Origin of the sequence: Chthonomonas calidirosea T49, assembly GCF_000427095.1 — a bacterium.
Lineage (GTDB): Bacteria > Armatimonadota > Chthonomonadetes > Chthonomonadales > Chthonomonadaceae > Chthonomonas > Chthonomonas calidirosea.
In genome coordinates this window covers 1,996,842-2,011,120 of sequence record NC_021487.1, presented here as the reverse complement: position 1 = coordinate 2,011,120, position 14,279 = coordinate 1,996,842, and the positions used below count along the sequence as shown (strand labels likewise).

Annotated in this window: 15 protein-coding genes and 1 tRNA gene; 6 read left to right on the top strand and 10 right to left on the bottom strand. The window is 54.9% G+C overall.

The genetic code is table 11. The features are described from left to right. The 4 genes from CCALI_RS08350 (at position 1) to CCALI_RS08335 (ending at position 4,045) form a co-directional block, all read left to right on the top strand. A complete protein-coding gene (locus CCALI_RS08350) occupies positions 1 to 1,218 on the top strand; it encodes a glycosyltransferase family 2 protein (protein WP_016483041.1) in 1,218 nt (405 codons plus the stop codon). Positions 1,219 to 1,241: 23 nt separating this feature from the next. Then, positions 1,242 to 2,138 (top strand): N-acetylmuramic acid 6-phosphate etherase, encoded by an 897-nt coding sequence (murQ, locus tag CCALI_RS08345; RefSeq protein ID WP_016483040.1) that lies wholly within the window; start codon positions 1,242 to 1,244, stop codon positions 2,136 to 2,138. 399 nt (positions 2,139 to 2,537) lie between these two features. Then, positions 2,538 to 3,194 (top strand): DNA-3-methyladenine glycosylase, encoded by a 657-nt coding sequence (locus CCALI_RS08340; RefSeq protein WP_052572462.1) that lies wholly within the window; start codon positions 2,538 to 2,540, stop codon positions 3,192 to 3,194. After that, positions 3,188 to 4,045 (top strand): DUF92 domain-containing protein, encoded by an 858-nt coding sequence (locus CCALI_RS08335; RefSeq protein WP_016483038.1) that lies wholly within the window; start codon positions 3,188 to 3,190, stop codon positions 4,043 to 4,045. The genes CCALI_RS08340 and CCALI_RS08335 overlap by 7 nt, the downstream gene beginning before the upstream one ends. A gap of 70 nt (positions 4,046 to 4,115) precedes the next feature. Here the strand turns inward: CCALI_RS08335 and CCALI_RS08330 are convergent, their stop codons facing one another. From CCALI_RS08330 to CCALI_RS08315, 5 genes are all read right to left on the bottom strand, one after another. Next, positions 4,116 to 4,646, bottom strand: a complete 531-nt coding sequence (locus CCALI_RS08330) for an HNH endonuclease (RefSeq protein WP_016483037.1) — start codon at positions 4,644 to 4,646, stop codon at positions 4,116 to 4,118. A gap of 112 nt (positions 4,647 to 4,758) precedes the next feature. Continuing rightward, positions 4,759 to 4,911 (bottom strand): hypothetical protein, encoded by a 153-nt coding sequence (locus tag CCALI_RS16105; RefSeq protein WP_155850515.1) that lies wholly within the window; start codon positions 4,909 to 4,911, stop codon positions 4,759 to 4,761. A gap of 312 nt (positions 4,912 to 5,223) precedes the next feature. Further along, positions 5,224 to 6,303: a type 1 periplasmic-binding domain-containing protein gene (locus CCALI_RS08325; RefSeq protein WP_016483036.1), complete on the bottom strand. Its 1,080-nt coding sequence runs from the start codon at positions 6,301 to 6,303 to the stop codon at positions 5,224 to 5,226. A gap of 11 nt (positions 6,304 to 6,314) precedes the next feature. After that, positions 6,315 to 7,301 (bottom strand): sugar phosphate isomerase/epimerase family protein, encoded by a 987-nt coding sequence (locus CCALI_RS08320; RefSeq protein ID WP_016483035.1) that lies wholly within the window; start codon positions 7,299 to 7,301, stop codon positions 6,315 to 6,317. Between the two features lie 106 nt (positions 7,302 to 7,407). Next, positions 7,408 to 8,160 (bottom strand): sugar transferase, encoded by a 753-nt coding sequence (locus CCALI_RS08315; protein WP_016483034.1) that lies wholly within the window; start codon positions 8,158 to 8,160, stop codon positions 7,408 to 7,410. A gap of 355 nt (positions 8,161 to 8,515) precedes the next feature. Between CCALI_RS08315 and CCALI_RS08310 the strand changes: the two genes are divergently transcribed. Continuing rightward, complete coding sequence (locus tag CCALI_RS08310; protein ID WP_016483033.1) at positions 8,516 to 9,376, top strand: sulfite exporter TauE/SafE family protein; 861 nt, start codon at positions 8,516 to 8,518, stop codon at positions 9,374 to 9,376. A 24-nt stretch (positions 9,377 to 9,400) separates the two neighbouring features. Next, on the top strand, positions 9,401 to 10,438 hold the full coding sequence (locus tag CCALI_RS08305) for a HEAT repeat domain-containing protein (RefSeq protein ID WP_016483032.1): 1,038 nt from the start codon (positions 9,401 to 9,403) through the stop codon (positions 10,436 to 10,438). Positions 10,439 to 10,455: 17 nt separating this feature from the next. On the opposite strand, the gene CCALI_RS08300 is transcribed toward CCALI_RS08305, so the two are convergent. The 5 genes from CCALI_RS08300 to CCALI_RS08280 form a co-directional block, all read right to left on the bottom strand. Further along, positions 10,456 to 10,529, bottom strand: a tRNA-Pro gene (locus CCALI_RS08300). A gap of 81 nt (positions 10,530 to 10,610) precedes the next feature. Beyond that, positions 10,611 to 11,468: a dienelactone hydrolase family protein gene (locus tag CCALI_RS08295; protein WP_016483031.1), complete on the bottom strand. Its 858-nt coding sequence runs from the start codon at positions 11,466 to 11,468 to the stop codon at positions 10,611 to 10,613. Positions 11,469 to 11,479: 11 nt separating this feature from the next. Next, complete coding sequence (locus tag CCALI_RS08290; RefSeq protein ID WP_016483030.1) at positions 11,480 to 12,844, bottom strand: S1C family serine protease; 1,365 nt, start codon at positions 12,842 to 12,844, stop codon at positions 11,480 to 11,482. Between the two features lie 30 nt (positions 12,845 to 12,874). After that, positions 12,875 to 13,669: an anti-sigma factor family protein gene (locus tag CCALI_RS08285; protein WP_016483029.1), complete on the bottom strand. Its 795-nt coding sequence runs from the start codon at positions 13,667 to 13,669 to the stop codon at positions 12,875 to 12,877. Positions 13,670 to 13,691: 22 nt separating this feature from the next. Continuing rightward, positions 13,692 to 14,258 carry an RNA polymerase sigma factor gene (locus tag CCALI_RS08280; RefSeq protein ID WP_016483028.1) on the bottom strand — a complete coding sequence of 189 codons (567 nt, stop codon included), beginning with the start codon at positions 14,256 to 14,258 and terminating at the stop codon, positions 13,692 to 13,694. Between the last annotated feature and the right edge of the window lie 21 nt (positions 14,259 to 14,279).

Genomic DNA, 14,279 nt, shown 5'->3' with positions numbered 1-14,279 from the left:
ATGCGACACTGGTTTCTTTTCATACATCACCTGTTTCTGCTACTTCGCCTGCTCCCGTGGCGCCTTATTCATCTAGCCCTCTCTCTGGGTGCTCTCGTGATATGGGCGGTGGCCTTAGGGCTTCTGGTTTGGGGGCGAAAGTTCTATCGTCAACTCTCTTCCATCCTTTTCACCAAAGAGGAGATGGAGAATCTCCCTACGCTCTCCATCCTTGTTCCGGCTTGCAACGAGGAGGCCACGATCGAGCGCGCCATGCGAAGCCTGCTTGCCTTAGATTATCCCTGTCTCGAGATCATTGCGGTAAACGATCGCTCTACCGATGCAACCGGCCTCATTCTTGAGCGGTTGGCCAAGGAGGACTCACGATTGCGCGTGTTTCATGTGGATCGTTTGCCGGTAGGGTGGCTTGGCAAGAACCATGCGCTTCATGTGGCGAGTGCTCAAGCAAAGGGGGAGTGGCTGCTCTTCACGGATGCCGATGTAGTGTATGCCCCGCAAACGCTTCGTAAAGCGGTGGCCTACGCTCGTCGTCGCCAGATCGATCACCTCGTTTTAGCCCCACGATGTGAAACATATAACTTTTGGGAGCGACTTTTTGTAAGCTATTTTAGCCTCATGTTCAGCTTTCGCACACGCCCTTGGGCTTTAGCCGATGCACGCAGCGGTGCCTATGTGGGGCTGGGAGCTTTTAATCTTGTACGGGCGGAGGCCTATCACCGTTTTGGCGGCCACAAAGCTCTCGCCATGGAGGTGATAGACGATGTGAAGCTCGGTAAAATGATACGCGCCTACGGCTTTCGAAGCGCCCTTATGCAGGGGAGCGATCTCATCTCCGTCCGTTGGGTGGTGGGGTTGCGCGGTATTGTAGACGGGCTTACCAAAAACGCCTTTGCCGGCTTCGATTTCAATTTGCCGCTTACCTTCGGCTCGAGTCTGCTGCTTATCTATATTGCGCTCTATCCGATTCTAGCGCTGATGCTGCCAGGCCATCTCACCCACCTGTTTGGGCTTGGCAGCTTCATCGCAATGATGCTGGGGGCGCGAACCACTCGCGCTGTTTCCGGCGCTGGGACCGAGTACGGGCTTGGCTATCCGCTTGCAGCGCTCTTACTGGTCTATGTCATTCTTCGCTCCACCTGGTGGACTTACCGACAAAATGGGGTGGTTTGGCGTGGTACCCTCTATCCTCTCGATGAGCTACGGCGTGGTGTGGTGTAACGACGGCCGAGGATTTTAGGCACATGTCGGAACTGGCAAAACTTGAAACCGAGGCGCGAAACCCCGCTACCTTTGACCTTGATAGGCTCGAGCCCCTAGCTCTCGTGGAGGCCCTGCATCGCGAAAACTACAAGGTGGCCGAGGCGGTTGAGCCGTTGCTACCGCACATCGCCCAACTGGTGGAAGTTGTGGCCCAACGTCTTACCAACGGGGGACGGCTGTTTTATGTTGGTGCTGGCACGAGCGGCCGGTTGGGTGTGCTGGATGCGAGCGAGTGCCATCCGACTTTTGGAGTGCCTCAGGAGATGGTGCAGGGCATTATTGCTGGCGGGCCGAAAGCCCTTACCACACCCGTTGAAGGAGCTGAGGACGATAGGGAAGCGGGAGCTGCCGAGATACGCGCACGAGGTATAGGGCCTAAGGATGTGGTGGTAGGCATCGCCGCGAGCGGTCGCACTCCCTTTGTGATCGGTGCGCTTGAGGCGGCTCAGGCAAGCGGAGCCGTTACTGCGGCTGTTGTAAATGTGCGTGAGGCCGTTATGAGCCGATATGCCCAGTTCACCCTGGCGGCCATCACCGGCCCTGAAGCGCTTACGGGCTCCACACGGCTGAAGGCCGGCACAGCGCAGAAGATGATCCTAAACCTTATCACCACCGGCGCCATGGTGCGCATGGGTAAAGCCTATCAGAACCTCATGGTAGATCTTAAGGCGACCAATACCAAACTGCGCGATAGGGCCATTCGTATCGTTGTTGAGGCTTCCGGCACCGATAGAGAGCAGGCCGAGCGAGCGCTAGAGGCCTGTGATTGGGAGTGTAAAACGGCCATCGTTATGCTTCGAAGCCGTGTGGATGCCGCCACCGCAAGGGCGCGCCTTCAAGCCGCTGGCGGACGTGTGCGGGAAGCACTGGGCGAATAGATATCTCACGACAGCATCCGTTTAGTTGTGCCTATGTCTCCCTGCTGTTGAAGCGCTGAGAAGCCGCTATTAGGTATTATTAGCATTGGAGGTAAACGACCGCGCTCTAAAGGCGGCGGCTTTGCTCTAGCGCAACAGATAAAGCTGCCTCCAAGCTATATCGCTGGTTTACAGCGGCCCGAAGGGCATAGGGCTGGCCGCGATCCTATCCGTCGGCCAAGCCACGGAATGGGCAGACAAAAGACGCCTGTGTTTTGCAGTGCTTTTTCGCACTGCGTCCGCAAACCGGACAGGTGTGAAGGTAGGGGTGCAGGGCCCTGCGCTCCTACCTAACGACGAAGGGAGGGCGCGCATCCCCTGCGCGCACATTTTATGAAAGGGAGCAAAGATGTCGCCTGGGTGCCTGTGTCTAAAGAGCTGTTCCATGCGACGACTTTAGAGGTCGCTAGGCACCTTCTGGGCGTGTTATTGATACGGCAAGAGCCTCAAGCCCTGCTTGTTGGGCGTATCTGTGAGGTGGAGGCCTATACGCAGGAAGACCCGGCAAGCCACTCTTATCGCGGGCTCACAGGTCGCAATCGGTGGATGTTTGGGCCTCCAGGGCGGGCCTATGTCTATCGAATCTACGGCATGCACCACTGCTTCAACGTAGTGACGGGCGAAGAAGGAAGGGGGGAGGCCGTTTTAATACGCGCTGTTGAGCCGCTTTGCGGACAGGAACAGATGGCACTTCGCCGGCGTCTAAGCGAGAAAGGCGTTATTCTATCGGAACTGCTTACACAAAAACCGTTGCTACGTGCGCTGTGTAGCGGCCCAGCACGCCTGTGTGAGGCCTTCGGAATAGATACCACCTTCAACGGAGTGGATCTGACAGACCCACATAGTCCGCTCTTTTTGGCCAAGGAGCGCGAGCCAGAGGTGGTGAACGCGCCCATTATTGCCACTGGTCGTATAGGGATAAGGCAGGGGCGTGATCGGCAATGGCGTTTTCTGCGGGCCGATAGTCCGTTTATATCGCGCCCTCCGAAGCGGGAAGAGAGAGAAGCCCTATGTTAAGCACGATGTTATTTGCACCGCCCTGGTGGGTTGCGTTTCTCTTAATGGCGCTCTGCGCTGGTTTGGCATATTTGGGGCGACTGCTATCGTGGGATGGGGCGATCGCGGCTGTCCTATGTGGCACCATCATCTACGGTGATGGAGGGGCACGAGCCATTTTGCCTCTGCTTGCTTTTTTCCTTAGTGCCTCGCTTCTCTCTAAATGGGCCAAACCGAAAGCGCGTCTCCACAGTGTGGCACTGGGGGCAAAAGGAGAGCGACGCGATGCGGTGCAGGTGCTTGCAAATGGAGGCGTTCCCACTCTCATAGCCCTCTATTTTCATTTCTATGCGCGTCACCATCTGCCGGCCTATCGCCTAGAGGCCGTCCAACTTCTTTTTCTCAGCAGCATCGCTGCAGTGAACGCGGATACGTGGGCTACGGAGATCGGTACTTTCTTTGGGGTGAAGCCGCGGTCTTTGCGCAACTGGCAGCCCGTGGCACCAGGGATTTCGGGCGCGATCTCTTGGCCAGGCACTTTGGGGGGGCTGCTGGGAGCAATATTTATTCCGCTGGTGTCATGGCCGTTGTGGCACCTTAATGTGGCGGAGTTTGTTTTAGTGACCTGGGCGGGGTTCATGGGATGTGGTATAGATAGTTTGCTAGGAGCGAGCTTACAGGCTCAGTATCGCGATGCGATTACCGGGCGAGAGACGGAGCGCCCTCGCTCGGCGGATGGCCAGCCCAATGCAAAGATTCGTGGATGGCATTGGGTAACCAACGATGTGGTTAATTTTTTTGCAGCTTGTGGTGCTGTGCTCTGTGCCTATTATCTCATTCGAGCGGCAGCCCCACTGTTTCCTCCCTACTAAACTCCTACTGCCCGGCAACCTGGCTTAAGATAAGCAGCAGAAGGGTAGGCGATATCGAGGCCAGAAGGCGTTAGCTTTCTGGGAAGTCGGCAAAGGTGGGCAAGTAGGTACGCCATACGGCATTTTGCCGCCCCAAGATATACTTCGTAAGGCTTATGTAGGGCGTGTAGCGCGGTCTACGTGGAGGGCGAATAAGCCGCATGCCGACCTGATGCGGCAACTTATCCGACTTGCGAATGTTGCAACGACGGCAGCAGGTAACAAGGTTTTCCCATGTGGCTTGACCTCCAGCGCGACGCGGTATGACGTGATCTATGGTGAGCTCTTTGGTCACGGTGCCGCAATACTGGCAGGTATAGTTGTCTCTGGCGAAGATGGTACGTCGAGTGAGCTTAAGCTCGGGCAGGGGGCGACGCACATGGTGACGCAGTTTCACGACCGAGGGAACCGCAAAGGTGCGCTCAGCACCCACAATGGTCTGTCCATCTTCGGTATGCAGGATGTCTGCTTTTCCTAAAAAGACGAGGGCAATGGCGCGCCGTACCGAACAGACATTCAACGGCTCATAGTCACTGTTGAGAACGAGCACCTCTTGGTTCATCTCGGTATTCCTAAATCCTTTCTAATCGGTATTTTTCTTAAGAACTGTTCCCCCTAGAAAACTATAAGACCCGCACCGTCGAGATTTACGGAGCGGGTCTTATTGACTCATATTAAGGCGCATGGCGATGCAAGTGATGACTTAGGTAGCGTAAATAGCGCAGACGATCCGCCCCGGCACGATATCGCGGTTTTTGCGAACCGGTATGTTCCCGCCGACGGTCAGAAGGGCTGTCTAAAGTTGTCGCTTTATAGGCCGCCATCATGTTTTGCACTCAATGCGTACGGTGTTTTTCTCTTAAGAGACAGATCGATAATATCTACGCTCTATTTTCGGCATCTATCTCACTTTTAGTATATCAGACTATAACGAACCTGTCAATAGTTCCCGCTCATCCAACTTAAAGGCGATGCTCCTCAATGGATAAGAGAGGTAAGGAAGTCGGTAAGCTAATCTCCCCCGAGCGGGTTTTGCCCTCCTTAAGAACGCCATGAAGCTCTCCGGGACTGGCAGTCTCTGGATGAATCCGTAGCGGCCGATCATTGGCAATATCAGGGCTATTCGGTTGAGAGAGCGCTCACCGAGTGGGAGGCGCGGAACTAGAAGGCGGAGGCCTAAGGTAACCTTCGGAAGCGAGAAGTACCTGCCGACCTTTCGGCAATCTGTTCTCTAGCAGTCCAACAGTGAGGGCGGCGAGGGCTTCTCCTAAGCCCGTCGAAGGCGGAGCAACCAACCCTTCGCAGCGACCCATCGCAAAGAGAGAACGCATCGTTGGTGTGTCACCATAGCCAACAACCGGCTTGGTGCGTAGCTTAGGGGAAGCCACTAAAGCCCGCTGCAGCTTAGGCATCTGTGAGGGATCGAGGCAGGTAAATCCCTGAAAGGTAACTAGGGATGCGCTTGCCGGTGGCATTTGCGTCGAGTTTTCCACCTCGAGCTGGCCGGTGGTAATAGAGATAAACCCCTCCATCGAGGACAGAGCGGGACCGATGGCCAACACTTTGCCCCCATTTGGCAAGAGGTCCATCATAGCCAGACCGCACATTCGTCCCGCGGAGAGGGCATCGGTTCCCACAAAGCCATCGAAGTCTGAGGTGCCTGCAGCCTGGCGAAGCTTTTGCACGGCCATTGAGACGATTCGACCGTTGTTGGCGTCGCAGAAAACGCAGATCGCTCCTCCTTTGTGGGCTTGGACTGTGATAGCGCTCAAGGATGTGGCGGGGGCTACAACGCAGAGAGCGTTAGGACGAGAGGCCAAAGCGGCCGAAAGATTTGCACTGGTTACGGGGATCACTTTTAGGGCGTGGCATAGGGCTAAAAACCCTTGAGTAAGCGCCGGGAGGTCGAGGCTGGAGCTTTGGGAGGGCAGTACGAGTGCAATGCGCCATGGCATAGGGGCCGGCGGCATCAATTCAAGATCTCTAGGGGGAATCTGAACCGATTCCAAAGGATCTTTCTCTTCGGCCGTCGAGCTTTTGATAGGGGATGTCCAGGTAAGATCGGGCACGACCAACCGATTCACATCGAGGCGACAGCCGGTTAACAGGATAAGAAAGTAGGCACCGGTCAGCAGTCCGATTTTTTTCGGCCAAAGCCAGGCGACATGTCCGCTTTGGGTTATGCCAGGCTTCCGAAAGCGGACATGTCGGTGAAACATGGATTTTTTCCTTATTCGCGTGCCCAGAACATCGCCCCTGGCTTTTCCTGAACCACGGCCACTTTCAGGGTCTGTAGCGCTTTAGTAAGCCCTTCGCGGGTGCTCATCATGCCATCCTCATGCTCAATGGAGAGCACATAGTCGTAACCCACCATGCGGAGGGTGGTAACAAAATCGTTCCACCACTGTTGGCTATGCCCATAGCCTACGGAGCGGAACACCCAACTGCGCTCTGCGATGGCACCATAGCTTTTGACATCGAGATTGCCGTTGATGGCCGAATTGATGGGATCTATGCGCGTGTCTTTGGCATGAACATGAAAGATAGCACCCTTGGGGCCAAGATAGCGCACGGCGTTGAGCGGCTCAATGCCTTGCCACCAGAAGTGCGATGGGTCGAAGTTGCAGCCTATCTGCTCACCGGCCGCCTCGCGCAGCTTGATCACAGTCTCCGGATTGTAGACGATGAAGCCGGGATGGGCCTCAATGGCAAACTTCACGTTGTGCTGTTTCAAGAAGGTGTTCTGTTCCTTCCAGTAAGGGATGGCCACCTTGTTCCACTGGTAGTCCAGGATATCACGATACTCATCGGGCCAGGCACAGGTGACCCAGTTGGGGTTTTTGTCGTCGGGCCCACCGGCAGGGCAACCGCTGAATCCGTTGACCACGCCGACTCCTAGCTTCTCTGCAAGCAACACCGCGTTGCGAAAGGCGTTGTGGTGCTCTTGCGCGATTGTCTTATCGGGGTGAAGCGGGTTGCCGTGTACGGAGATAGCGGATATCTCTAAACCGCGGCTTTCGCACATCTTTAGCAGCCGTTTGCGGGCACCTTCATCTTCGATAAGGGTTTGAACGCCGCCAAGGTCATTAAGATGGCGAGAACCGGGATAAGCGCCGCCACCGAACTCCACCGTTTGAATGCCGGCCTCAGCGATATAATCAAGCGCCTGCTCAATGGGGCGATCGTGGAAAAGAGCCGTAAAAATTCCGATTTTCATTGGGTTTCTCCTCCTTGCAAAAGAGTGTTGGCAAAACCCTATTTCGGCATTTTCGTAGAAATATCCTTCATTCAGCCAGAAAGGAGCAACGAGAGCGCGCTCGATGCTATTTCCAACCGATGAGGTTGGCGTCGCCGGTTTCGTCTCTTGGAGTAACCCGCTGTTGTGTGATAGCTAGAGAGGTGAGCGGCTCTTCGATGAGGGAACCACTAATCAGCACTTTCGCCGTATCCCAAAGCACTTTTGCATCCTGCAGCAGGGAGCGCTGGGTTACATAGTTCACATCCATTTGGCACTTGATGGGCAGCAGCTCTTCGATATAAAACTGCTCGCGCTCCTCCACGTTCACTAGCAGCTCTTCCTCGTTACGAAACATCAGTTGAGTTGGACCCGTGATGCCCGGGCGGACAGCTAAGACAATATCGCGTTGCTCGGGCGGGAACTTCTCCACGAATCGAGGAACCTGGGGGCGGGGGCCTACTAAACTCATATCTCCTTTCACCACGTTGATGAGTTGAGGCAGTTCATCGAGTTTTGTGCGACGTAGGAAGCGGCCTAAAGGGGTGATGCGCGAATCGTTGGCAGCAGTGCAAAGAGGCCCGTTTTGATCGGCCCCGGCATACATCGTGCGAAATTTGTAAAGCTCGAAGATGCGGTTGTGCCGTCCAACGCGTTTTTGCCGATAGAAAACGCCTCCGGGAGAGGAGACATAGACGGCGATTGCGATACAGAGGAGGGGAATGGCCAACAGAACCAACAGAGTCAAACCAACACTAACGTCGAGAAGACGCTTAACGAACTCATATTCGGGCTTGGGGGGAAGCGGATTTTGGCTGTTACTTCTTTCTAACCCGTCCATGCCTGAAGTTCTCCTCTCTCGACCTACTAGGTTCTGACCCGTATTTTTGCGGGGTTTACAGGCACAAATAGCACCTACCTAGGTTGACTTTCGCCCCATGGGTATTTGCTCAGACTGACTACAGTGCAGCGCCTTTAAGAGGGATGCACCATGCGAAGTGTACTAGATACGATCGTTTCTAGGCCACATCCCTAGATTATGACATTTTCCCCTAAAAATTATAGACGTTTCTAAGGCTAGTCGTCAACCTCACTGGCGGCCCCTCCTGCACATTAAGTGGATCGAGGTTCGTAGGCGGAAGATAGAGCCTATTTTTACGCTTTATGGGCGGCTTTTCGGTAAAATATCTTTCCATATGGGGTTCCACAAATATCTTTTGCTGCTAGGTGCCGCCTTTATCGCCGGAGCTGTGAATGCCGTGGCGGGCGGAGGTACCTTGCTAACCTTCCCCGCTCTTCTGTTCTGTGGAGAGCTGGCCAATGTGGCTAATGCTACAAGCACCGTTGCCTTATGGCCCGGCATCTGCAGTAGCCTTTTTGGGTATCGTAAGGAGCTAACCAATGTGGGGCCGGCATTGTGGTTTCTCGGCGTTCCTAGCCTCATCGGTGGTGGACTGGGCGCGTTGCTGTTTGCCCACACCAATAACGCGCTCTTTAGCCATCTCGTGCCTTATCTCATTTTTATGGCTACTCTGCTTTTTATGGCGCAGAACCCTCTGTCTAACTGGATAAAGCGTCAGAGCGAGAGGCGCCAACAGGGCGCTTTGGTAGCAAAGGAAAAGCGCGATATTCCGCTTTCCTGGTATGGGGTAAGCTTTTTTCAATTTTTTATCGCTATTTATGGCGGTTACTTTGGAGCGGGTATAGGCATCCTGATGTTGGCCGGGCTTAGCCTCATGGGCTTTACCAATATTCATCAGATGAACGCGCTTAAAAACATCAATGCCATTCTCATCAACTTTGTGGCCATTCTCGTTTTTATAGTCGAGCGCACCTCACCAGGACAGGGGGTAGGCCCTCACCACGATCGGCTTATCCATTGGCCTATTGCTCTGTTAATGATGAGCGGCTCCATTGCTGGTGGCTACCTCGGAGCTGATACGGCTCGACGTATGGGACAGCAAAACGTGAGGCGGCTCATTATCGTTATCGGGCTTCTGCTTACGCTGTGGCTGCTGATTCATCCGCCCGGGGGCAACGTTCCCGCTGGCCACTAGCGGTTCACGGGAGAGGTTTCTGCAATGATATCTTCTTTCCACACGCAAGAGGGATTTGGGTTACCACCGCCCATGCTAGCACAAGAGATAGCGAATGGCCGTAGTGTCCTGGCCAACGCCTCTCCAGCTCGATTGCGGGCGGAGCTGTACCACGCGAAAGGTAGCCTCAACCGCCTTCTTATTCTGCTTTGGCACAAGGACGAGCGGGTTCGCACGGCTGCCGCCCTAGCGCTCTCAGGCGGCGATGGTCATCGAGCCTACATTCCCAGAAATGGACACTTTGCCGGAGCCTTGCTGCGCCGTCTTACCGGCCAGAACATCGCCCCAACTCCGCAGGAGCGTTTAGAGCAGGTGGCACAAGCCCTCCATGATCTGTTAGAACAGAGCGCGAATGACTTGCGCGGTATGGCCAACATGCACTATTCCTTTCTAAGCTGTGCGCTCTATTTGGCGTTGCTAGGAACGTGTCGAGATACCATGGCGAGCGTGCGAAGGCTGCGTGTGGCTACAGCGCACAAGGGGCTGTGTAGGCTGCTCTATGAGCTAAAGCAACCGAGCGTTATGCGGCGGCTCAATGCGCAGGATGCGGCGGCGTTGGCCAATGAAGCTGCTCTAGCGCTTGCGGCCATGCCCCCGCAGGAGCTGCCGGGTTTCTGGCACGGCCTCATGCAAGGCGAGAAGCGCCGTCGCTTGGCCTATGCCGAAGCTCTGTCCGCCTTTTCCGATCGCCGTGCCGTACCTTATCTTCTCCAGACCTTAGAGGGGGCACATCTCGATATCGTCATCCCGCTTGTGCGCTGTCTTGCCCGACTTGGCGATCCTCAAGCGCTTCCGGCACTGGAGAGACTAGCGCAAGGCCGGAATCGGGCGCTGCGTCAAGAAGCAGCTGCCGCTATGGGGCAGATTTTGCGTGGTCTAGAAAAGCGTCCGAGCCGTCTATTGCTACGCCCTGCTGCCCCACCCGATTTTGAGAGGCAGCTATTGCGCCCCCTAAAAGAGCGGCGCGAGACCTTGTTGGAACCAGAAGAGTTATTGCGTTCGCACCCGCAAGAGGAGCAATAGGGGAGAAGATGGAAAAATCGGGGTGACTGGATTTGAACCAGCGACCTCAGCGTCCCGAACGCTGCGCTCTACCAAACTGAGCCACACCCCGAAAGACCCTATGAAACCGTTGACGATCTTGAAGTATATAGTTTTCATGCCTTCTTTGTCAAGAGGACATGGGGCACTCAAGTTAGCCCTTGAGGTACTTGGCAAACCAATCTAGTGTTCTTTGAAAGGCCAGTTTGGCAGCTTCCGGCCGATAGGTATCGCGGGTATCGTTATTGAAGGCATGGCCGGCCCCCGGGTATTCATAGATTTCGGCTGTTTTATGTGCAGCCGCCAGAGCCTCCTGTAGCTTTTTAACTTCCGAAGGAGGGATCGCCTGGTCCTCTTCACCGAAGTGGCCCATGAGGGGAACCTGCATTTTTGAAACCACATCAATGGGGTATTGAGGCTGATTCGGAGTAGGTGTGCCGGAGATGCGCCCATAGTAAGCCACCACCGCGTTGAGAGTGGGGTCTTCGGCCGCCAAAAGCATAGCGAAACGCCCACCCCAACAAAAACCGACAACCCCTACTTTTTGATTAGATGTGGGTAGCTGACGCAAATAGCGAGCGGCACCCTTAAGGTCATCTAAGATCTGTTGGTCGGGGATTTTATTAACGAATTCCAAAAGCGCTCCAAAGCCGGATGGTGGATGCCCTTCTCGCGTAAACAGATCGGGAGCCAAGGCGTTGTAACCGGCTGAAGCGATGCGACAGGCCACATCGCGAATATGCTCGGTCAAGCCAAAGATCTCATGGATAACGATAACGCTGCCGCGTTTTTGCTCCTCTTTAGGTTGCACGAGAAGACCGCGAAAATGAACGTTTTGTGCTTTGTCCTCTACCTCGATCTCGTGTTTGATCAGATTCGGGTCGTGAAGCCCCTGACCAGGTGCATCTTGGGCGCCGGCCCCCTGTGCCACCACTCCGACAACCATCGCACCGGTTCCTCCCAACAACGTTCGGCGGGAGACCTTGCCTTTCCATTCACTCTGTCGCGTCATGTCGAACTCCTCTATGGATTATGTTGCTCTCTTCGCTGCCCACGATGCTCTCTGTTGAGCATCTCCTCATGCGGTAGGCGTAAGCGTTGCATCTGCTGAAGCTGTTGGTCGTCCGGCCGCGCCTGAACGATCAGCGTGGTTGAGAAAGGCTTACCGTCTCGCTCTGCTCGTATTTGAAGTTTTTGGCCTACGGGTAGTGTTTCGCTGAGGGCTGGAATCTCAAAGCGCCCTCGTAAGGGGCGTCCATCTATAGCGGTAATCCAATCGCCTGGACGTAGCCCCGCAACATCGGCAGGACCGCCGATAAACACGGTGTCAATCTGTATGCCGTGCTCATCCGCCTTTCCCGGTATGAAGCCAAACCAGCCGAGGGGGGGCAGCGGACGAATATCCACAGCGAGTTTGGCCACCTCGGCTTTAAGGGTATCTGCCGGCAGGGCAAAACCGATGGCGGTGATTCTCCCAAGCATAGGGTCTATAGTGCCATTAGGAGGAGGGCCGGGTGCTTGAAATGGGTGAATGAAATCGTTTGGAGGCCCATTTAGCGCCCCAACCACCATGCCTATCACATGCGCCTGGGCGTCAATAACCGGAGCGCCACTGGCGCCTGGCCCAACCACCCCTTGCAGTTGAAGGAGATTGTTGTAGTGGAAACGACCGTCCGGAGAGCGTGCCCACAAGTTATGGGCCGTTACCATACCCAGGGTAGGCACTTGTGAAAAGCCAGCCTGGTTGCCAAACACAAGCACCAGACAACCAGGTGGTGCGGCGCTGTCCTCGCCCCAATCGAGGGTTGGAATGTCGGTGTCTCTGGGCAGGCGAAGAACGGCCACATTATTTTTATAGTCTACATTCATGCCGACGGCAGGCACCCATTTCCCTGAGTCTGTGATAACAATGGGATGGGCCATACAGCCGACTACTTCTGCCGTTGTAACGACTAGGTCTTTTTGAATGAAAAATCCACTACCCGTAAGCCTTATCGGTGGCATATCGTTGGCATAGACTGCATCGGCTTGTGCAGAGGTGGGTTTAGACGACTTAAAATCGCGTCCTTTTGGCGGGGGTGGAGGGCCTGGAGAGAAGAATGGAAAGGAGCCCGGCTCTGGAGAAAAACCTTGCGGAGGAGGAAAAGGAGGTTTGTCTGGGCCACCGAACGGACGTGCCCAGCCACGAATGGTTACCACACAAACGCGGGTTTTAGATATGAGTTGCGCAAGCTCATCGGAAAGCTCTTGCAGGATATGCGTGTCGGTAGACGAGCCTTGTTGAGGGGGAGGGGACTGTGGCGCTGCAAAACTTCGCTCTAATAACAGCGGCCTCCCCAACACCAACAGCGTGAGCAAAGCAACAAACACAAAACGCTTTCGACGCATGGTTGCAAGAGCACCTGCTTTCAAAAAAGTTTAATAGATCGTCTGTCGGTCTGGCGAGTCGGGCTGTAGACTCGTTAGAACAAACTGGGCTTCTGCCGTTGTATTTTGAGTAGCGGAAGGTGCCTTGGCCACCTGGCTCGATGTCATTGCAGAGGCCTCGGACTTACTTGCTAGCACAGGGGCGTTGGAAGTTGGAACGACAGACGAATGACGTTTAAAAGGCTTCGTTGTCGGCACGTTTTTAGGAGCACTGCTATGCTTGTGCGGATGATGTTCTTCCGATTTGGTGCTCTGATGCCTCTTTACAGGTGGCGCTGTTACCGTGTCGTCTTCAGCTGTGGAGATGGTTGGGTTATCTAATCCAAGCAAGCTACTAGCAACGGTGTCGGAGTGAGGAGGTGCGATAATGCTTGGCTCCGAAGTGAGACCGGGTGAGGGAACAGAGGTGCTTGCAAGCCCCGTCGGTTTTGGAGTCCGCTCATGCGGGAGAAGACGCCCGGCCAAAAAGCCCGGTAAAAGGAAAAGCAGGGCGAGCAGCACCACAGGTACCGTGTGCCTTTTGGAGGTTGCCGGAATCAGCTCTTCTTGTACGAGGCGTGCACGCAGGGTATGCCAACCGGAGCGCGGTTCGGGCACTTCGGAGGAATAAGCGATTCGAAGCCATTGGTGTGTCTCTTTCATGCTTTCAAGTTCGACACGGCAGCTTTCGCATGCGGCAAGATGGCGTTCAACATCCTCCATACGCTCTTCAGGCAAGCGCCCTGTAAGATAGTCCCACAACAGCAGTTGGGTGGAGCGGCAAGTTAAATTTTCAAAATCTCGCATGGTTTATCCTCTCCCGTCTCCATTAGGCTTTCAAAAGCGATTCGAGCCTCTCCCTAAAGGCGCGTCGTGCACGAAACAGACGGAGTTTGATGCTGGAGATAGAGCAATCGAGGATTTGGGCTATCTCTTGATAGCTCAAATCCTCAAAGTCACGCAACACAATAACCTCTCGATGTGCCGCCGGCAGGGCGGCCAGCACGCGACGCACGCGTTCTTGGAGGTCTTGTTGCACAATGATATCGGCCGGGTCACGGCCCCAAAGGGAGTTGTCGGGCCGATTGGCGAGCTGGTCGTCAAAGGGAACTTCACGCCGTCGCATGCGTGTTTTATAGCGATCACGACAGAGGTTGCTGGCGATCTTGATGAGCCAAGTCAACAGGTTGCACTCCCCACGAAAATGTGGCAACATACGAAAGGCACGCACGAAGGTTTCCTGCATCACGTCGTCGGCCTCATCGGCATCGTTGAGCATGCGGTAGGCATAGCGATAGACGGCGCGCGAGCAGCGGGCATAAAGCTCTTCAAAAGCCTCCATACTGCCCTCGCGGCATCTTTGCGCCAGCTCTTGTTCTGATAGCCCTGACTTCACTTTTCATCCTCCCAATATCGC